The following is an 18,114-nucleotide window of genomic DNA, read 5'->3' on the forward strand; positions in this document are numbered from 1 at the left end:
CCGAGGCGAGTGCCGGTATCGCGGGGGCAGGCGCGCCCCGGCGTCAGGCCTCGCCGTCCTCCACCTCGATGCCGTGCTCGGCCAGGATCCAGAAGATCGCCTCCAGATCCTCCGCGGAGACATCCCGCGGCGGCAGGGCCTCCTCCAGGTCGTCGTAGGTCAGGCAGCGGCTGCGCTGCGCCTCGGCCTTGGCGAGCAGCTGGTCGATGGCCCGGCGGATGTCGGCGGGCAGCGCGTCGTGGCTCGGCGGCCGGTGGAAGGTCGGACGCAGCGCATCCGCCAGCAGGCCGTCGATGATCGCCTGCCGCCGCGCATGCGCGTCGTCGCCGCCCCGTCCCTTGCCTGCGCTCGGCTTGCCCATGCCCCTGATCTAGCTCGGGAGGGCAGCGCGTCGAGGGCCCGCGCCAAGGAGTCCTCAGCCGACGCCGACCGGGTGCTTGGTGACCTCCGGGACGCGCATCGTCACGAGTTCCTCGGCGGCCGTCGGGTGCACCGCGACCGTGCGGTCGAAATCGGCCTTGGTGGCGCCCATCGTCACGGCGATGCCCACCGCCTGGATCACCTCCCCGGCATCGTGACCGAAGATGTGAACGCCGACCACCCGGTCGGAAGCGCAATCGACCAGAACCTTCATGAGGATGCGCTCCTCGCGACCCGAGAGCGTGGCCTTCATGGGACGGAACCGCGCCTTGTAGACGTCGATCTTGCCGTAGACCTCCCGCGCCGCCGCCTCGGTATGGCCCACGACCCCGATCTCGGGGGTCGAGAACACCGCGGTCGGGATCAGCCGGTGGTCGACGCAGGACGGCTTGCCGCCGAAGACCGTGTCGGCGAAGGCGTGCCCTTCGCGGATCGCCACGGGCGTCAGGTTGGCCCGGTTGGTCACGTCACCCACCGCGTAGATCGACGGCACCGTGGTCTGGGAATAGGCGTCCACCGGGATCGCGCCGGCCGCGTCCGTCTCGATGCCGACCCGGTCGAGGCCGAGCCCGGCGACGTTCGGACGCCGGCCCGTGGCGACGAGGATCTGGTCGGCCTCGATCGCGCTGCCGTCATCGAGCTGCGCGACCAGACCGTCGTCCCGCCGCTCGAGGCGCGTCAGCGAGCGCCCGAGCCGCAGGTCCATCCGCTGGCGGTAGGCCTCGGCCAGGGCGTCGCGGACCTCGTCGTCGAACCCGCGCAGGAGCCTGTCGCCCCGGTGCAGGAGCGTCGTCCGGCTGCCGAGCGCCGCGAAGATGCCGGCGAACTCCACGGCGATGTAGCCGCCGCCGACGACCAGGATCCGCTCCGGCAGGCTCTCCAGTTCGAACACCTCGTTGGAGGTGATCGCGTGCTCGATCCCCGGCACGGCCGGCTCCTTCACCGGATGCCCCCCGACCGCCACGAGGATCCGCTCGGTCCGCACCGTCCGGCCCGACCCGACGAGGCGCACCGTGTGCGGATCCTCGATCACGGCCCGCTCGGGGACGATCTCGACGCCGGCGCGGATCAGGTTGGCGTCGTAGATGCCTTCGAGCCGGGTCACCTCGGCGTCGCGCCGCCGCTTGAGGATCCCCCAGTCGAACCGGGGCTTCTCCACCGTCCAGCCGAAGCCCGCCGCGTCCTCGAACTCGTCGGCGAAGCGGCCGGCATAGACCATGAGCTTCTTCGGGACGCAGCCGCGGATCACGCAGGTGCCGCCGACCCGGTACTCCTCGGCGAGCATGACCCTGGCGCCGTAGCCCGCCGCGATCCGTGCCGCGCGGACGCCCCCGGAGCCACCGCCGATGACGAAGAGGTCGACGTCGAACGCGCTCATGCCGAATTGTCCGTCTCAGGATTCGGGACCGCGCCGGCCCGGGAGGCCGAACGCATCCACGAGATGGCAGCGCCGAGCCCCGCCGTCCACCACGCGGCCCAGCCGTTGTGCTCGACGAAGGCGATCGCCGACGCGCAGGCGACGAGGCCGAGCGCCGCCGCCCGGTCCGGCTGCGGCAGCCGGGCGATCCGGGCGAGAAGCAGCATCAGCGCCAGGGTGGCGAGGATTGCGCCCGGCAGCCCCAGCTCAGCCCAGACCTGCAGGAAGCTGTTGTGCGGGTGCCCGACGCCGAGGAGCACGCGCATCTCGGGCGGCACCGTCTGCGCGACCGGCGTCTCGGCGAACCGCGCGCTCGTCCCATAGCCGGCGCCCCGCCAGGGATCGGTCGCCACGGCCGCGCCGAAGCTGCGCGCGATGGCGACCCGGGCCCGGGAGGAGGATTGCACGAGGCGCTCGTGGGCGGCCTCCGGCATGAGGCGGGCGAGGAGGTCGCCCTCGACGGGGGCGAGCGCCACGGCGAGGCCGAGGCCGAGGCCGGCGAGCCCGATCCCGACCCGCGGCGGCAGCAGCCGCCCGGCGGCGAACGTCGCGGCGCCCGCGACGAGGCCGAGCTGGGCCGCGCCGCTGATCGAGCGCAGGACGCCCAGCGCCGCCAGGGCGACCACCGCCGCCGCGAGGCCGCCGGCGCGCATCCGCCACAGGACCAGCGCGAGCGGCCCGGCGACGAGATCGAGCGTCAGTGCCGGCCGGTTGTGCACGAAGGCGGCGACCCGGCGACCGAGCGCCCGCTCCAGGGCGAGGTCGGACGCCAGGTCCACCGCGATCAGGAGGCCCGCGAGGCCGATCGCGATCGCGGCCAGACGCGGCGCGAAGGCCGGCATGCGCCCGGGCGCCAGACAGCCGACGCAGTAGGCGGCGAGGAGCGTCGGCAGGAACTCCCCCAGCACCCGGATCGACGCGGCCGGGAACGGGCTCCAGCTCAGCGACAGGAGGGCCCAGCCCAGGACTGCGAGCGTCGCGCCGCCCAAGGGGCTTCCGAGCGGCGCCAGGAGACGGCGCGGGAGCGCGCCCCGCTCCTCGATCCAGCGGGCGGCCAGGAAGGCGAGCGCCGACACCCCGACGAGCGCGGGGCTCGACCGGTTGGCCAGCACCATCGCGAGCGGCATGACCGCGAGGAGCGCCCAGCCGGCCGCGTAGAGCCGGCCGGCCGCGCCGGCCGCGCCCGTCACGGCGACGCGTTCCCGGGCGCGGCCGCCCTCACTGCATCTGGTGTCCGCGCTTGCCCATCTCGGCGCGGACGCGGACCATGACGTATTCCGAGACGTCCTGGGTCCAGTCCTGCATCTCCTGCACCATCTCGTCGAGGAGCTGGGGCTGGGCCTCGACGTAGTGCCTGCCGGCGGGGGAGCGGAAGAAGGTCGCGATCTCCTTCAGCTCGGCCTCGGAGAACTTCGACGCGTAGGTCCGCGCCGCGATGTCGATCATGCGCTGCTTCTGCAGCTCCATCTCCGGCTGCAGCGAGGCCAGGACCTCGTCGAGATCCTTGGCGAGTTCCGGCCGCGTCACCGCCTGCTTGCGGATCTGGTCCGCGAAGGCGGGCAGCACCGAATCGAAGGAGCGCGCGATGCCCGAGGCGAGCATCACCTCGCGGGCGAGGGCGAGATGGCTCGGCGTAAAGGCCGGCGTGTTGGCGGACGGCGTGCTCGGCTGCGCCGCCGGCGTGGCGGGCGCCGCCTTGCCGGCCTGGGCGGAGGCCGCCTGCGGCAGCGCGATCAGGGCGAGGCCGAGCGCGGCGATGTAGCGTCGGGACATGCGGGGCTTTCTTGCGAGGAGGGCCTGAGGAGGAAGCGGCGCCTCAGGTGAGGCTGCCGAGGATGGTGATGTCGGCCGTCCCGTCGCGCGCGGCAGCCAGGATCGCGGCGTCGGCGATGCCGAGGAACAGGCCGTGCTCGACGACGCCCGGGACGGCCCACAGCGCGGCGCCGAGGGCGTCCGGATCGGGGATCGCGCCGAGATGCGCGTCGAGGATGTGATGGCCGCCGTCGGTGACGATCGCGCCGCCGTCGGGCCGGAGCCGCAGCCGGACGGCGCCGCGACAGCCGGCGCCCGCGACCGCGGCCTCCACCGCCCGGTGCGTGGCGGTCAGGCCGAAGGGGTTCACCTCGATCGGCAGCGGGAAGGCGCCGAGCGTCGTCACGCGCTTGGCGGCGTCGGCGATCACCACCATCCGGCGGCTGGCGAAGGCCACGATCTTCTCGCGCAGGAGCGCGGCGCCGCCGCCCTTGATCAGGCGTAGCTGCGGGTCGACTTCGTCCGCCCCGTCGATGGTCAGGTCGAGTTCCGGCTGCTCGTCGAGGGTGGCGAGGCGGATGCCGCCGGCCTCGGCCTGCGCCCGCGTCGCCTCCGAGGTCGGCACGCCCAGGATGTCGAGGCCGCCGCGGACCCGCTCCGCCAGCAGGTCCACGAAGGCCGCCGCGGTCGAACCGGTGCCGAGACCGAGCCGCATGCCGGGTTCGACAAGTTCCAGGGCGCGGGCGGCCGCGGCCCGGCGCAGGTCCGGACCGCTCACCGCGGCACGGCCCTGACGATGGGGGAGATCGAGGGAGCGCGCATCCTGGGCCGTCCATCATGCTGCGGGAGTCGGCCGGCCCCTAGCATGGGACAGCGCCGACCGGAACGCCCGCGGCGGCGGAGCGGCGTCACGGGCGGCCGCCCTGTGTCGGGGTGGCGCTGGCCCCGGCCCGGCCCGGTGCCGGCCCGGTCAGCGGCGCGTCGGTCCCGGCCTCGGCGCCGGGCTTGCCCTGCTGCGTGCAGACGACCTGCTCCTTCTTCACCAGGACGAAGCAGATGCTCATCTCGCCGGTGCGGTAATTCACCCGGAAGACGCCGGCCTCCCGGGTGTGGCGGCTCGCGACCAGCCCGTATTCAGACGGGGTCTGGGGGCCTGCGCCCTCGCCGGCGCCGAAGCAGACCGTCTGGCCGATGCCGCCGGCCGATTCCTGGAGTCCGTACTGGCAGGAGGTGACCTCGCCGGTGACCTTGTCGACCCGGTACATCCGGTTCAGGTCGGTCTGCGGGGCCGGCACGAACTCGTAGGACGCCGCCGCGGCCGGCAGGGCGTAGAGCGCGGCGCAGACGGCTAGGAGGGGCAGGAACGGTTTCATCGCGGATCTCGGGGCGGGGACAGGCAGCGTTTCGCTGCGCTTTCGGGCGAGTCTGGGGCGCCGAGCGCCCGACCGCGCGCTTTCCGCGGGCCGGGCGCGACGCGGCGCCAAGGCGGGTTGCCCCCGGTCCTGCGCCCCGTTAGCGAGACCCGAGCCAACAGGAGCCTCCCGACCATGCCCGCCGGACCGACGACCCGCCCACCGATCGCCGTGTTCGACCTGGACGGGACGCTGGCGGAGACCGCGGGCGACCTGATCGGCACGCTCAACGTGCTGATGAAGCGCGAAGGTCTGGCCGAATTGCCGCTGTCGCAGGCCCGCGGGCTGATCGGTGCCGGCGCCAAGGCGCTGATCCGGCGCGGCTTCGAGGCGGAGGGGCGCGCCCTCTCGCCGGAGGATCACGACCGGCTGTTCGACGCCTTCATCGCGCATTACGGCGACCATCTCGCCGACACGTCGCACCTCTACCCGGGCGTGGTCGAGGCCCTCGACGAGTTGGAAGCGGCGGGCTTCCGCCTGGCCGTCTGCACCAACAAGTACGAGGGCCAGTCGGTGGAACTGCTGCGGATCCTCGGCATCGGCCACCGTTTCGCGGCGATCTGCGGCCGCGATACCTTCCCGCAGTTCAAGCCCGATCCGCGCCACCTCACCGGGACGATCACGCGGGCCGGCGGCGATCCCGGGCGCGCCGTGATGGTCGGCGATTCCCGGACCGACATCGACACCGCCAAGGCGGCGGGCATCCCGGTGGTCGCCGTCACCTTCGGCTACACCGACCGCCCGGTGACCGAGTTGGGACCGGACCGGGTGATCGAGCACTTCTCGCAGTTGGTGGAGGCGATCGGCGCCGTGGTCCCCATGGAAGCGGTCTGATCCGTTTTCCGCTCGACCGCTTCGGGTGACGCGGCTTGTCCCGGCCATCGTCTATGACCCGGGCCGTGACAACTTATGGTCGGCGATCCCACCCATTGTCCTCATCCTGAGGCGCCGGAGCGCCGCGCAGGCCTCGAAGGAGCCGTCCAGGGATCGCGCGGCTGGCTGGAGCCCTCCTTCGAGGCCCGCTTCGCGGTCACCTCAGGATGAGGTGGCAGGGCTGGATCTGCCGGAATGCCGTCTTGCCGCGCACAATCGCGTACTGCGTTGTCCGTCATCGCGAGCGCAGCGAAGCGACCCAGGGTCGCGCGAGGCATGTCGGCGTGGCACTGACGCGCTGGCTCCGCTCCGCTCGCAAAGACGGCGTCGTCTCAACCTGAGCGGGGACGGGCCGTCAGCGTAGCCAGGCCCGCAACCGCGCCACCGCCGCGCGGCACTCGTCCGCCGATCCGGCGAACGAGAACCGGACGTGGTGGTGGCCCTCATCCGGGTCGAAGTCGAGGCCCGGCGTCGCCGCGACATGCGCCTCGTCGAGCATCCGGCGGCAGAAATCCGAGGCGTCGTTGGTGAGGTTCGCCACGTTGGCGTAGAGGTAGAAGGCGCCGTCGGCCGGGTGGACGCGTCCGAGGCCGAGGCCCGGCAGGGCATCGAGGAGGATCGCGCGGTTGCGGGCGTAGCCGTCGCGTACGGCGTCCAGTTCCTCGGTCGCGTCGAAGGCCGCGAGCGCGCCGACCTGCGAGAGGTAGGGCGCCGAGATGTAGAGATTCTGCGCCAGACGCTCGATCGGGCGGACCAGCGCCTCCGGAACCACCATCCAGCCGACCCGCCAGCCGGTCATGCAGTGGTATTTCGAGAACGAGTTGATGATTACCGCGTCGGGTTCGAAGCGCAGGGCGGTGGTCGTGGGCACGCCGTAGCTGAGGCCGTGATAGATCTCGTCGGAGATCAGCGGCAGGTTCAGGGCCCGGGCCGCCGCGCAGAGGTCGCGCAGCGCCGCCTCCGTGATCACCGTACCGGACGGGTTGGCGGGGCTCATCACCAGCGCGCCGGCGACGGGCGTGCGGGCATGGGTCTCGCGCAGGAGCGCCGCCGTCGGCGCGTAGCGGTCGGCGTCGCGCAGGACCATCGGGGCCGGCACGAGGTCGAGGGCCGACAGGATGCTGCGATAGGCCGGGTAGCCGGGCTGCGGCACCGCCACCCGCGCCCCGGCATCGAACAGGCTCATGAAGGCCAGGACGAAGCCGGCCGAGGATCCGGTGGTGATGACGACCCGCTCGGGGCTGACTGTGACGCCGTGCCGCTCGGTGTAATCGCGGGCGATGCGCGCCCGCAGGGCCGGCAGGCCGAGAGCCTCGGTATAGGGCACGCGGCCGGTCGCGAGGGCCGCCTGCGCGGCCGCGATGACCGCCCGTGGCGCGGGCGCCGAGGGCTGGCCGACCTCCATCCGCACCACGTCGTCGCCGGCGCGCGCCTTCGCGGCGGCTGCCGCCATGACATCCATGGCGAGGAACGGCTGGACGGCGGCGGCCCGCCGGGAGATCGGGATCATGCGGTCCTGGCTCTGCGTCGGGCGCGGCTCATGCTTCGGGGTAGACCCTCGCGGCCCGCGCCTCAACCATACGGCGCGCTTGCCGGATTTGACCGGGTGCCGCGAAAACGCCTAACCCAGCCCCTACCGCTCGCCCGACGCGCGGGCCGGCTTGCCGCGCAAGCGAGGATCCATGCCGTTCATCCGCCCCCTGCCCGCTCTGGCCCTGCTGCTCGGCCTCGCCGCGCCCGCGCTGGCGCAGACCGCGCAACCGTCCGCCGCGCCGTTCACGGACGCGCAGCGCGCCGGCATCGAGGCGATCGTCAAGGACTACCTGATCAAGCACCCGGAGGTGCTTCAGGAGGCGCTGGCCGAGGCCGAGAAGCAGCAGGCCGAGACCCAGCGGCTCGCGCAGGCCGCCGCGCTGAAGGAATCGCGCGAGGCGCTCCTGAACGGTCCCCACGACGTCGTCGCCGGCAACCCCTCGGGTGACGTCACGATGGTCGAGTTCTTCGACTACAATTGCGGCTATTGCCGCAAGGCGCTGCAGGACGTCCAGACCTTGATCAAGTCCGACCCGAAGCTGCGGGTCGTGATCAAGGATTTCCCGGTGCTCGGCCCGGAATCCCTCGAGGCGAGCCAGGTGGCGATCGCGGTCCGCCAGCAGCTCAAGGGCGAGAAGCTCTGGGAGTTCCACCAGAAGCTCCTCGAGACCAAGGGCCGCGTGAACGGCGCCCGCGCCATCCAGGTGGCCAAGGATCTCGGCGTCGACACCACCAAGCTCCAGAAGGACATGGCGGCGCCCGAGGTGAAGACGGCGTTGAGCGAGAATCGCGGCCTCGGCGACCGACTGGGCCTGTCGGGCACGCCCGCCTTCATCATCGGCGACGAGGTGATCCCCGGCGCCGTGGGCGTCGAGCCGATGCGCAAGACCATCGCCGACGTGCGCCAGTGCGGCCACGCGTCCTGCTGAGCGTCTCCGTCGAGCCGCCCCGTCACGGAAGGTGCTCCGCGCGGCCTTGTCGCGCCGGGCCGCCTTCGTCTAAGAGCCGCCAGCCGCAGGGCCGCGGTTTAGCGCCGACCCGGATGGTCGGGCCGATGCGCCGCGATACGAAGTAGGCCGGATGCCAAAGAACGACGCCATCGATCCCGAGCTCGTGCGCGAGCTTGCCAACCTCGTCACCGAGACCGGCCTGTCCGAGATCGAGGTCGAGAAGGGCGACCTGCGCATCCGCGTCGCGCGGCGGCTCGAGCCCGTGAGCGTCCAGGTGGCGGCGCCGGTGGCCGCGATGGCCGCGCCCGCGCCGGCGGCCCCCGCCGCTCCCTCCGCGCTCGCTCCCGCCGAACCGGTGCGGTCCCAGCCGGGAAGCGTCCCGTCGCCGATGGTCGGCACCGCCTATCTCCGGCCCTCGCCCGACGCCAAGACCTTCGTGGATATCGGTTCGAAGGTGGAGGTCGGCGAGAAGCTGCTGCTCATCGAGGCGATGAAGACCTTCAACGAGATCGTGGCGCCCCGCGCCGGCACCGTGACCGCCATCTTCGTGGAGGACGGCCAGCCGGTCGAGTTCGGCGAGGCTCTGCTCGTCATCAGCTAGAGCGCTTGAGCTCTGTCCTGGAAAACGCCGCCCAACGAGAGGATAGTGCATCCTGAGCGGTCCGGGATCGCCAGGACGCCCTAACGGATCCCATGTTCGACAAGATCCTGATCGCGAATCGCGGCGAGATCGCCCTGCGCATCCTGCGGGCGGCGAAGGAGCTCGGGATCGCCACCGTGGCGGTCCACTCCACCGCCGACGCGGACGCCATGCATGTGCGGCTCGCCGACGAGAGCGTCTGCATCGGCCCGCCCTCCGCCCGCGAGAGTTACCTCAACATCCCGTCGATCATCGCGGCCTGCGAGATCACCGGCGCGGATGCGGTCCATCCCGGCTACGGCTTCCTCTCGGAGAATGCCCGGTTCGCCGAGGTACTGGCCCATCACCAGATCGGCTTCATCGGTCCCAAGGCGCAGCACATCCGCACCATGGGCGACAAGATCGAGGCCAAGCGCACGGCGCTGAAGCTCGGCATCCCCTGCGTCCCCGGCTCCGAGGGCGGCGTCGAGGATGCCGACACCGCCAAGCGGGTGGCCGCCGAGATCGGCTACCCGGTGCTGGTCAAGGCCGCGGCGGGCGGCGGCGGGCGCGGCATGAAGGTGGCGCGCACCGAGGCCGACCTGGAGCAGGCCATCGGCATGGCCCGCTCCGAGGCCAAGGCCGCCTTCGGCGACGACGCGGTCTATCTCGAGAAGTACCTGGAGAAGCCCCGTCACATCGAGGTGCAGGTTCTCGGCGACGGGCGCGGCGGCGCGGTCCACCTCGCCGAGCGCGACTGCTCGCTCCAGCGCCGCCACCAGAAGGTCTGGGAGGAAGGCGGCTCGCCGGCGCTCAACGAATCGATGCGCGCCGAGATCGGCGGCATCTGCGCCAACGCCATGAAGGAACTCGGCTATCTCGGCGCCGGCACGGTCGAGTTCCTGTACGAGGACGGGCGGTTCTACTTCATCGAGATGAACACCCGCATCCAGGTCGAGCACCCGGTGACCGAGATGATCACCGGCATCGACCTCGTGATCGAGCAGATCCAGGTCGCCGCCGGCGTCTCGCTCTCGGTCAGCCAGTCCGACATCAAGGTCGAGGGCCACGCCATCGAGTGCCGGATCAACGCCGAGCACCCGGAGACCTTCCGTCCGTCGCCGGGCGAGATCACCCATTACCACACGCCGGGCGGTCTCGGCGTCCGCGTCGATTCGGCGGCGTTCCAGGGCTATCGGATCCCGCCGAACTACGATTCGCTGATCGGCAAGCTCATCGTCCACGGCCGCACCCGCAACGAGTGTCTGATGCGCCTGCGCCGGGCGCTCGACGAGTTCGTCATCGACGGGATCGACACGACGCTGCCGCTGTTCCGGACCCTGGTCCGCAATCCGGACGTGCAGAATGGCCTTTACGACATCCACTGGCTGGAGCATTTCCTGGATGCCGGCGGCATGAAGGCCTGACGGGTTCGGGCGGGTCTGCGGCGACCGCGCCGCCCCGCGGGATCTGGTCTTCGCGCCGCCCGCGCGCGACACTGAGGCCATGCACGATCCCAGCCGCGTGGACATCACCCCCGAGATCCTGCTCAAGGCCTACGCGGCGGGCATCTTCCCGATGGCCGAGGATGCCGACGACCCGACCCTCTACTGGGTCGAGCCCAAGGCGCGCGGCGTGTTGCCCCTCGACGACTTCCGGGTCCCCCGTCGTCTCGCCCGGACGGTGCGCTCCGACCAGTTCGAGGTCCGCTCCGACACGGATTTCGATGGCGTGATCGACGGCTGCGCCGCCCCCCGCCGGGACAGCGAGCGCACCTGGATCAACGGGCGTATCCGCGAACTCTACGGCGCGCTCTACGATATCGGCCACGTCCACACGGTGGAGGTCTACGCGGGCGGGCGGCTCGTCGGCGGCCTGTACGGGGTCTCGCTGGGGGCGGCCTTCTTCGGCGAGAGCATGTTCCACGAGGTCCGCGACGCCTCCAAGGTCGCCCTGGTCCACCTGATGGGACGCCTGCGCGCCGGGCGCTACCGGCTCGCCGACACGCAGTTCGTGACCGAGCACCTCACGCAGTTCGGGGCCGAGGAGCTGCCGCGCCACGTCTACAAGCGGCGCCTCGCCGAGGCGCTCGACCAGGGCGCCGACTGGCACGTCTGGCCAAGCGACGGTTCGGTGCGGGGCGCGCGGGTGCTGGAGGCGCTGGGAAGCGGCGACGGGGCTTAGGCTTCGGCGGCGCGCCGCAGGCGGACGCGTGATACCGTTTCCGGTCGATCCGATCGGTTGCGCCGTCTTTGCGCGCGCAGCGAAGCACTCCAGCTGCGCCACGCTTGGTAGCGCGCGAATCCCTGGTTCGCTTCGCTGCGCTCGCGACGACCGAGTGGGCTGAAACGACCGGAGCGTTCGACCGGAAACGGCCGGTGGTGCCGCATCTCACCGGCGGAGGCGGCCGTCCCGATCGACCGGAGCCGAAATGGCCGCGCCCTAGCGGAACAGCGCGTCGAACAGGTTCTGCGGCTGCGGCGGAGGCGGCGGGGCCGGCGCCGGGCCCTCGTTCGACGGGAAGAACTTGCGCGAGGGCTTCTGCCGGGGCTGTACCGGCACACCGCGCGGCGCCTCCACGTCCAACTGACCGTTGGCGTTGAGCTGCTGGGCGGTCTTGGTCGCGTCCTTGCCGGGGCGCTTCGCCTTCTCGGGCTTGGCCGCCATGGCCGGGACGTCCTCCTGCTCCTTGGCCTCGGCGATCACGTCGCTGCCGCCCTTACAGTCGACCAGCCAGACGTCGTAGATCGGGTGCTCGATCGCGTGCAAGCCCGGGCTCGACGCGAACATCCAGCCGGTGAAGATCCGGCGGTACTTGTTGTCGAGGGTCACCTCGTCGACCTCGAGGAACGCCGTGGTCTTGGCGCTCTCGGTGGGCGGGCGCGTGTAGCAGACCCGCGGGGTGAGCTGCAGGGCGCCGAACTGCACGGTCTCGTCCACCGCCACCTCGAACGACACGATCCGGCCGGTGATCTTGTCGAGGCCGGAGAAGACCGCGGTCGGGTTCTTGATCTTGTCGGCGGCGGCCGGGCTCGCGCAGAGGGCGAGCACGAGGCTCGGGGCGAGCGCGCGGCGTGCGAGGGCGGTGATGCGGCTCAAGGCTCGGACCCCTAGACGAGGGTGGCCGGTCGCGCCGTCGGAAATGCGGCGGACGGTCTGGATTGGCCCGCCATGAACACCGGAACGGTGGCGGCAAAAGGGCGCCGGAGCCGCGAGAGCCGGTCTCTCTACTCGCCCGGCGTCCAGGACACGTAGTCGCCGGTCGCCGCCGGCCGCTGGCCCCAGGAGAGCTGCGAGCCCGCCGGCCGGTAGGCGTTGGCCGTGCCGGTCTGGTTCTCGACGTGCGGCTGCTGCCAGGGGTGGGCCTTGTAATCCTCCTCGCTCGGCGCGACGTCGACGTTGTGGCAGAGCCAGCCGCGCCAGCCCGGCGGCACCTTCGAGGCGTCGGCGTAGCCGTTGTAGACGACCCAGCGCCGCTCCGATCCCACCGACCGGTCGATCAGCGCGCCCTCCGCCTTGTAGTACTTGTTCCCGAGCTCGTCCTCGCCGACGAAGATGCCGCTGCGGGCGGTCTGCATCGCGAGGGAGACGGTCTGGCCGTTCCACCACGTGAAGACGCGCAGCAAAGTGTCCTTCAGCGCCATCGCCGGTCCCGGAATCGTGTCGCGCCGCGCGGGCGCTTCCGGGCGCCGTTATGGTGACCGTCCGCGCGCAAGTCCAGCCGCCTTGCGGTTGTGTCGCTATGCGGCAACGCCCGGGCACCGATGAAGCCGGAAAACCGGTCCGGCGAAAAACCGCGTCGCGCGACGCTGTGAATTTAAAATTTTCCCGCCGCGATTCTGAAAAGCCGGAAGGACACTTATCCGAAGGCCGGAGGATATCCACAGGCTTTTGCGAGCCGGCACAACATCTAGCGGGGAACCGAGGCGCCGAACACCACTTGTTGACGTGAGAGCGGAGGCGGCGTTAATCTCCCGGCATCGGTCGCGCCCCGGAGTGGCGCGTTGGGCAGGGGCGACCGCTTCAAGATTCGATCGCGTATCCGACACGCGCCCGGCCCCCGGCCGCGGCCGGGTCCGCATCCCATGATCGGGCAATGACCCCGTGTCGCACGGGGCCGGGACCGTCGCGTCCCGTCGGGAGAGGTGTGTTTCATGCGGTTCGAGCGTCGCTACACCACGGCCGGTCAGTCGCCCTACGCCGGCATCCCCTTCCGCAAGGCGTTGAGCGAGATCCGCAATCCTGACGGGTCGGTGGTCTTCCGTCTCGACGGCATCGATGTCCCGGAGAGCTGGAGCCAGGTGGCGAGCGACGTGCTCGCCCAGAAGTACTTCCGCAAGGCGGGCGTCCCGGCGCGGCTGCGCAAGGTCGAGGAGAACGCGGTCCCGTCGTTCCTGTGGCGCTCGGTTCCGGACGACGCGGCCCTGGCCGAGCTCCCCGAGGACGAGCGCTTCGTCTCCGAATCCTCCGCCACGCAGGTCTTCGACCGGCTCGCCGGCTGCTGGACCTACTGGGGCTGGAAGGGCGGCTACTTCTCCTCGGAGGAGGCGGCCTCGGCCTTCATGGACGAGCTGCGCTTCATGCTGGCCCGCCAGATGGTGGCGCCGAACTCGCCGCAATGGTTCAACACCGGCCTGCACTGGGCCTACGGCATCGATGGCCCGAGCCAGGGCCACTATTACTGCGACCCGCAGACCGGCGTGCTGACCAAGTCGGCCTCGGCCTACGAGCATCCGCAGCCGCATGCCTGCTTCATCCAGTCGGTCCAGGACGACCTCGTCAACGACGGCGGCATCATGGACCTGTGGGTGCGTGAGGCGCGCCTGTTCAAGTACGGCTCCGGCACCGGCTCGAACTTCTCGATGCTGCGCTCGGAGAATGAGAAGCTCGGCGGCGGCGGCAAGTCGTCGGGCCTGATGAGCTTCCTGAAGATCGGCGACCGGGCGGCCGGCGCGATCAAGTCGGGCGGCACCACGCGGCGCGCCGCCAAGATGGTGATCGTCGACATCGACCACCCGGATATCGAGGCCTTCATCGACTGGAAGGTGAAGGAGGAGCAGAAGGTCGCCGCCCTGGTGACCGGCTCGAAGGTCGTCTCCAAGCACCTGACCCTGGTTATGAAGGCCTGCACGCAGTGCGAGGCCGAGGGCGATGCCTGCTTCGATCCGGAGCGCAACCCGGCCCTCAAGCGCGAGATCAGGGCCGCCCGCCGCGCCTCCGTGCCGGATTCCTACATCAAGCGCGTGGTGCAGTTCGCCCGTCAGGGCTTCACCAAGATCGAGTTCCCCGTCTACGACACCGACTGGGATTCGGAGGCCTACCTCACGGTCGCCGGTCAGAACTCCAACAACTCGGTCTCGCTGACCGACGATTTCCTGCGCGCCGTCGAGGCGGATGCCGACTGGCAGCTGACCGCCCGCACCTCCGGCAAGGTCACCAAGACCCTGAAGGCCCGCGACCTGTGGGAGCGGATCGGCGAGGCCGCCTGGGCCTCGGCGGATCCGGGCCTGCACTTCAACACCACGATGAACGACTGGCACACCTGTCCGGCGGGCGGGCGGATCCGGGCCTCGAACCCGTGCTCCGAGTACATGTTCCTCGACGACACGGCCTGCAATCTCGCCTCGGCGAACCTGCTGACGATGTACGACCGGGACACCAAGCGCTTCGACGTGGAGGCGTTCGAGCACCTCAACCGTCTCTGGACGGTGGTGCTCGAGATCTCCGTGATGATGGCGCAGTTCCCGTCGAAGGAGATCGCGGAGCTCTCCTACCGCTACCGGACGCTCGGCCTCGGCTACGCCAATATCGGCGGCCTGCTGATGACCATGGGCCTGCCCTACGATTCCGACGCGGGCCGGGCCCTGGCCGGCGCCCTCACGGCGATCATGACCGGTGTGGCCTACGCCACCTCGGCCGAGATGGCGGCGGAACTCGGCACCTTCCCGGCCTATGACGAGAACGCCGACGCGATGCTGCGGGTCATCCGCAACCATCGCCGGGCCGCTCATGGCGAGGCCGAGGGCTACGAGTTCCTGAACGTCGCGCCGGTCGCCCTCGACCACGCCAACATCCCGCAGGCCGATCTGGGCGACCACGCTCGGGCCGCCTGGGACCGGGCGCTCAAGCTCGGCGAGGAGCACGGCTACCGCAACGCCCAGGCCACCGTGATCGCGCCCACCGGCACGATCGGCCTCGTGATGGATTGCGACACCACCGGCATCGAGCCCGATTTCGCCCTGGTGAAGTTCAAGAAGCTCGCCGGCGGCGGCTACTTCAAGATCATCAACCAGGCCGCTCCGGACGCCCTCCGGGCGCTCGGTTACCGCGAATCCGAGATCGCCGAGATCGAGGCCTACGCGGTGGGCCACGGCTCGATGGGCCAGGCGCCGGCTATCAACCCGACGACGCTGCGCGCCAAGGGCTTTTCGGACGAGAAGATCGCGGCCGTCGAGAAGGGCCTGAAGTCGGCCTTCGACATCAAGTTCGTGTTCAACCGCTGGACGCTCGGCGACGACTTCCTGACCCAGACCCTCAAGGTCCCGGCCGAGAAGCTCGCGGACCCGACCTTCGAGCTGCTGCCCTTCCTCGGCTTCTCCAAGAAGGAGATCGAGGCCGCCAACACCCATATCTGCGGGGCGATGACGCTCGAGGGGGCGCCGGGCCTCAAGCTCGAGCATTACCCGGTCTTCGACTGCGCCAACCCGTGCGGCCGGATCGGCAAGCGCTACCTGTCGGTCGAGAGCCACATCCGCATGATGGCGGCGGCGCAGCCCTTCATCTCGGGGGCGATCTCCAAGACCATCAACATGCCGAACGACGCCACGGTCGAGGATTGCAAGGCCGCCTACCTGATGTCCTGGCGTCTCGCCCTCAAGGCGAATGCCCTCTACCGCGACGGCTCGAAGCTGTCGCAGCCGCTCAACGCCGCGCTGATCTCCGATGAGGAGGACGAGGCCGATGAGGGGATCGAGGCGCTGATCCAGGCGCCGGCCGCCGCCAAGGCCGCCGCCGCCGCGGAGAAGATCGTCGAGCGCGTGATCGAGCGCGTCGAGCGGATCCGCTCCCGGGAGAAGCTGCCGGCCCGCCGGAAGGGCTACACCCAGAAGGCGGTGGTGGGCGGCCACAAGGTCTACCTGCGCACCGGCGAGTACGACGACGGCCGCCTCGGCGAGATCTTCATCGACATGCACAAGGAGGGCGCGACCTTCCGGAGCCTGATGAACAACTTCGCCATCGCGATCTCGCTCGGCCTCCAATACGGCGTGCCGCTGGAGGAGTACGTGGAGGCTTTCACCTTCACGCGGTTCGAGCCGGCCGGCTTCGTGCAGGGTAACGACGCGATCAAGAACGCGACCTCGCTCCTCGACTACGTGTTCCGGGAGCTGGCGGTCTCGTATCTCGGCCGCGCCGACCTCGCCCATGTCAGCCCCGCCGAGATCGGCGGCACGGTGATCGGCGGCGGAGAGAGCGGCGACACGACCCGCGAGGGTCCGAAGCCGGCCCCGGCCTCCTCGATCGTGTCGCGCGGTCTGCTGCGCGGCTCGGCCGACCGGCTGACCCTGATCCAGGGCGGCCCGGCCGGCGCCAGCCTCGGCGTGGGCGCGGCGAGCGCAGGACAGTCGGCCCCGGCCGGCGGCACCGTCCACGCGATCCGCGGCAGCGCGGCGTTGAAGGCCGAGCCAGCGGCGGCCGGTCAGGCCGAGACGATCGCCGACACCCTCCCCTTCGCCAAAGCGGAGCGGAGCGTCGCCGACCGCCGCGCCGAGGCGAAGATGAAGGGCTACGTCGGCGAGGCCTGCCCGGAATGCGCCAACTTCACGCTGGTCCGTAACGGCACCTGCCTGAAGTGCGACACATGCGGGAGCACCACCGGCTGCTCGTGACACGCTCGGGAGCAAGCGGGACGGAGAGGTAGGATCAGCCTCTGTCGGAGGGGGTGGGAGCTTCGCCAGTGGAGCGTCGACCCGAAGCCCCCTCCCTTACCCCACCTTGCGCGAGGGCGACGCGAACCGGATTGCGTGCGCCCTCGCTCGTAGACAGCAGCGGCAGCGATCATGGACGTTGAGCGGGCCGGCCGGCCCGCTCAACGTCCTTCGAGGAACAAAGCACGAACATCTCGGCGTCCGGGCGGCGCCGCGATCCAGGCGGCGTCGTGCTTGGCGCGAGACGGACAGCCCGAAGGCGGATCGTCCCATACGCCTCGGCGGCCTGCCCTCGGCCCACCTCCATGTGCGCAACCTCACCCGCCCGGACCACGGACGGCCTTGACCACTTTCATGACGGTCATCATGTTCATTTCACATGATGACCGTCATGTTAAGCAGATGGGACCCCCGACCATGAGCGACACCTCAACCGTCCTAATCACCGGCGCCTCCTCGGGCATCGGCGCCACCTATGCCGACCGCTTCGCCCGCCGCGGCCACGATCTCGTCCTCGTCGCCCGGGATGCCGCACGGCTCACGGCCCTGGCGGAGCGGCTGCGCGCCGAGACAGGTGTCGCGCTCGACGTGCTACCCGCCGATCTCACGGCCGAGGCCGATCTCCTGCGGATCGAGGCACGGCTCCGGGAGGATGCGCGCATCGGCGTGCTGGTGAACAATGCCGGCGCGGCCGGGCACGGGAGCTTCCTCGATCAGGATCCGGCCGCGGCCGCCGCGCTGGTCGCCCTCAACGTCACCGCGCCGACGCGGCTCGCCAGCGCCGTCGCGCCGCGCTTCGCGCAGGCGGGGTCGGGCGTCATCGTGAATATCGGCTCGGTCGTCGGCCTCGCCCCCGAGTTCGGCATGGCCGTGTACGGGGCGACCAAGTCGTACATGCTGTTCCTGAGCCAGGGGCTCCAGCGCGAGCTGGGTCCGAAGGGCGTCTACGTCCAGGCCGTCCTTCCGGCGGCGACGCGCACCGAGATCTGGGAGCGGTCCGGCCGCGACGTGAACACGCTCCAAGGCGTGATGGAGGTCGGGGACCTCGTGGATGCGGCGCTCCAGGGCTTCGACCGCCGGGAGGACGTGACGATCCCGCCCCTGCCGGATGCCGGCCAATGGTCGGCCTTCGAAGCCGCGCGGATCGCGATGGTCCCGAACTTCGCGCAGTCCCACGCCGCGGAGCGTTACCGCGCCTCGGCGTGAGGCGTGA

At 70.9% G+C, this 18,114-nt stretch carries 16 protein-coding genes; 7 read left to right on the forward strand and 9 right to left on the reverse strand.

Going from position 1 to position 18,114, the window contains the following annotated elements:
* Positions 1-43 precede the first annotated feature (43 nt).
* The 6 genes from MMSR116_RS06705 to MMSR116_RS06730 form a co-directional block, all read right to left on the reverse strand.
* Positions 44-361 carry an RNA polymerase sigma factor region1.1 domain-containing protein gene (locus MMSR116_RS06705; protein ID WP_010683398.1) on the reverse strand — a complete coding sequence of 106 codons (318 nt, stop codon included), beginning with the start codon at positions 359-361 and terminating at the stop codon, positions 44-46.
* Between the two features lie 54 nt (positions 362-415).
* Entirely contained in the window at positions 416-1,798 is a 1,383-nt protein-coding gene (gor, locus tag MMSR116_RS06710) for a glutathione-disulfide reductase (RefSeq protein ID WP_010683399.1), read from the reverse strand.
* Positions 1,795-3,027, reverse strand: a complete 1,233-nt coding sequence (locus tag MMSR116_RS06715; protein ID WP_010683400.1) for an O-antigen ligase family protein — start codon at positions 3,025-3,027, stop codon at positions 1,795-1,797. The genes gor and MMSR116_RS06715 overlap by 4 nt, the downstream gene beginning before the upstream one ends.
* A 28-nt stretch (positions 3,028-3,055) precedes the next feature.
* On the reverse strand, positions 3,056-3,610 hold the full coding sequence (locus MMSR116_RS06720; RefSeq protein ID WP_010683401.1) for a DUF2059 domain-containing protein: 555 nt from the start codon (positions 3,608-3,610) through the stop codon (positions 3,056-3,058).
* 43 nt (positions 3,611-3,653) lie between these two features.
* The gene (rpiA, locus tag MMSR116_RS06725; protein WP_010683402.1) at positions 3,654-4,367 is read right to left on the reverse strand and encodes a ribose-5-phosphate isomerase RpiA; all 714 of its coding nucleotides are present in this window, start codon (positions 4,365-4,367) and stop codon (positions 3,654-3,656) included.
* Positions 4,368-4,497: 130 nt separating this feature from the next.
* Entirely contained in the window at positions 4,498-4,962 is a 465-nt protein-coding gene (locus MMSR116_RS06730) for a hypothetical protein (RefSeq protein ID WP_010683403.1), read from the reverse strand.
* Positions 4,963-5,136: 174 nt separating this feature from the next.
* Between MMSR116_RS06730 and MMSR116_RS06735 the strand changes: the two genes are divergently transcribed.
* On the forward strand, positions 5,137-5,835 hold the full coding sequence (locus tag MMSR116_RS06735) for a phosphoglycolate phosphatase (protein ID WP_010683404.1): 699 nt from the start codon (positions 5,137-5,139) through the stop codon (positions 5,833-5,835).
* 394 nt (positions 5,836-6,229) lie between these two features.
* On the opposite strand, the gene MMSR116_RS06740 is transcribed toward MMSR116_RS06735, so the two are convergent.
* Positions 6,230-7,384, reverse strand: coding sequence for a pyridoxal phosphate-dependent aminotransferase (locus MMSR116_RS06740; protein ID WP_010683405.1), 1,155 nt, complete (start codon positions 7,382-7,384; stop codon positions 6,230-6,232).
* A gap of 172 nt (positions 7,385-7,556) precedes the next feature.
* Here MMSR116_RS06740 and MMSR116_RS06745 point away from each other — a divergent pair, with 172 nt between their 5' ends.
* From MMSR116_RS06745 to aat, 4 genes are all read left to right on the forward strand, one after another.
* The gene (locus MMSR116_RS06745; RefSeq protein ID WP_010683406.1) at positions 7,557-8,336 is read left to right on the forward strand and encodes a DsbA family protein; all 780 of its coding nucleotides are present in this window, start codon (positions 7,557-7,559) and stop codon (positions 8,334-8,336) included.
* A 151-nt stretch (positions 8,337-8,487) separates the two neighbouring features.
* Complete coding sequence (gene accB, locus MMSR116_RS06750; protein WP_010683407.1) at positions 8,488-8,958, forward strand: acetyl-CoA carboxylase biotin carboxyl carrier protein; 471 nt, start codon at positions 8,488-8,490, stop codon at positions 8,956-8,958.
* 92 nt (positions 8,959-9,050) lie between these two features.
* Positions 9,051-10,403, forward strand: coding sequence for an acetyl-CoA carboxylase biotin carboxylase subunit (accC, locus tag MMSR116_RS06755; protein ID WP_010683408.1), 1,353 nt, complete (start codon positions 9,051-9,053; stop codon positions 10,401-10,403).
* Between the two features lie 79 nt (positions 10,404-10,482).
* Positions 10,483-11,160 (forward strand): leucyl/phenylalanyl-tRNA--protein transferase, encoded by a 678-nt coding sequence (gene aat, locus MMSR116_RS06760; RefSeq protein ID WP_010683409.1) that lies wholly within the window; start codon positions 10,483-10,485, stop codon positions 11,158-11,160.
* A 258-nt stretch (positions 11,161-11,418) separates the two neighbouring features.
* On the opposite strand, the gene MMSR116_RS06765 is transcribed toward aat, so the two are convergent.
* Together MMSR116_RS06765 and MMSR116_RS06770 are read right to left on the reverse strand one after the other, a co-directional pair.
* Positions 11,419-12,075, reverse strand: coding sequence for a DUF2155 domain-containing protein (locus tag MMSR116_RS06765; RefSeq protein WP_010683410.1), 657 nt, complete (start codon positions 12,073-12,075; stop codon positions 11,419-11,421).
* Between the two features lie 128 nt (positions 12,076-12,203).
* Complete coding sequence (locus MMSR116_RS06770) at positions 12,204-12,620, reverse strand: NADH:ubiquinone oxidoreductase subunit NDUFA12 (protein WP_010683411.1); 417 nt, start codon at positions 12,618-12,620, stop codon at positions 12,204-12,206.
* Between the two features lie 510 nt (positions 12,621-13,130).
* On the opposite strand from MMSR116_RS06770, the gene MMSR116_RS06775 reads away from it, so the two are divergent.
* Complete coding sequence (locus MMSR116_RS06775) at positions 13,131-16,862, forward strand: vitamin B12-dependent ribonucleotide reductase (RefSeq protein WP_010683412.1); 3,732 nt, start codon at positions 13,131-13,133, stop codon at positions 16,860-16,862.
* Between the two features lie 456 nt (positions 16,863-17,318).
* The gene (locus MMSR116_RS06780; protein WP_010683413.1) at positions 17,319-18,107 is read left to right on the forward strand and encodes an SDR family NAD(P)-dependent oxidoreductase; all 789 of its coding nucleotides are present in this window, start codon (positions 17,319-17,321) and stop codon (positions 18,105-18,107) included.
* The last annotated feature ends 7 nt before the right edge of the window (positions 18,108-18,114 follow it).

The sequence above is a fragment of the Methylobacterium mesophilicum SR1.6/6 genome (assembly GCF_000364445.2).
Lineage (GTDB): Bacteria > Pseudomonadota > Alphaproteobacteria > Rhizobiales > Beijerinckiaceae > Methylobacterium > Methylobacterium mesophilicum_A.

Bases quoted from the DNA above. Each gene is read 5' to 3' on its own strand.
- MMSR116_RS06705 (WP_010683398.1), bottom strand. From the start codon at position 361: ATGGGCAAGCCGAGCGCAGGCAAGGGACGGGGCGGCGACGACGCGCAT.
- gor (WP_010683399.1), bottom strand. From the start codon at position 1,798: ATGAGCGCGTTCGACGTCGACCTCTTCGTCATCGGCGGTGGCTCCGGG.
- MMSR116_RS06720 (WP_010683401.1), bottom strand. From the start codon at position 3,610: ATGTCCCGACGCTACATCGCCGCGCTCGGCCTCGCCCTGATCGCGCTG.
- MMSR116_RS06730 (WP_010683403.1), bottom strand. From the start codon at position 4,962: ATGAAACCGTTCCTGCCCCTCCTAGCCGTCTGCGCCGCGCTCTACGCC.
- MMSR116_RS06735 (WP_010683404.1), top strand. From the start codon at position 5,137: ATGCCCGCCGGACCGACGACCCGCCCACCGATCGCCGTGTTCGACCTG.
- MMSR116_RS06740 (WP_010683405.1), bottom strand. From the start codon at position 7,384: ATGATCCCGATCTCCCGGCGGGCCGCCGCCGTCCAGCCGTTCCTCGCC.
- MMSR116_RS06745 (WP_010683406.1), top strand. From the start codon at position 7,557: ATGCCGTTCATCCGCCCCCTGCCCGCTCTGGCCCTGCTGCTCGGCCTC.
- accB (WP_010683407.1), top strand. From the start codon at position 8,488: ATGCCAAAGAACGACGCCATCGATCCCGAGCTCGTGCGCGAGCTTGCC.
- accC (WP_010683408.1), top strand. From the start codon at position 9,051: ATGTTCGACAAGATCCTGATCGCGAATCGCGGCGAGATCGCCCTGCGC.
- aat (WP_010683409.1), top strand. From the start codon at position 10,483: ATGCACGATCCCAGCCGCGTGGACATCACCCCCGAGATCCTGCTCAAG.
- MMSR116_RS06770 (WP_010683411.1), bottom strand. From the start codon at position 12,620: ATGGCGCTGAAGGACACTTTGCTGCGCGTCTTCACGTGGTGGAACGGC.
- MMSR116_RS06775 (WP_010683412.1), top strand. From the start codon at position 13,131: ATGCGGTTCGAGCGTCGCTACACCACGGCCGGTCAGTCGCCCTACGCC.
- MMSR116_RS06780 (WP_010683413.1), top strand. From the start codon at position 17,319: ATGAGCGACACCTCAACCGTCCTAATCACCGGCGCCTCCTCGGGCATC.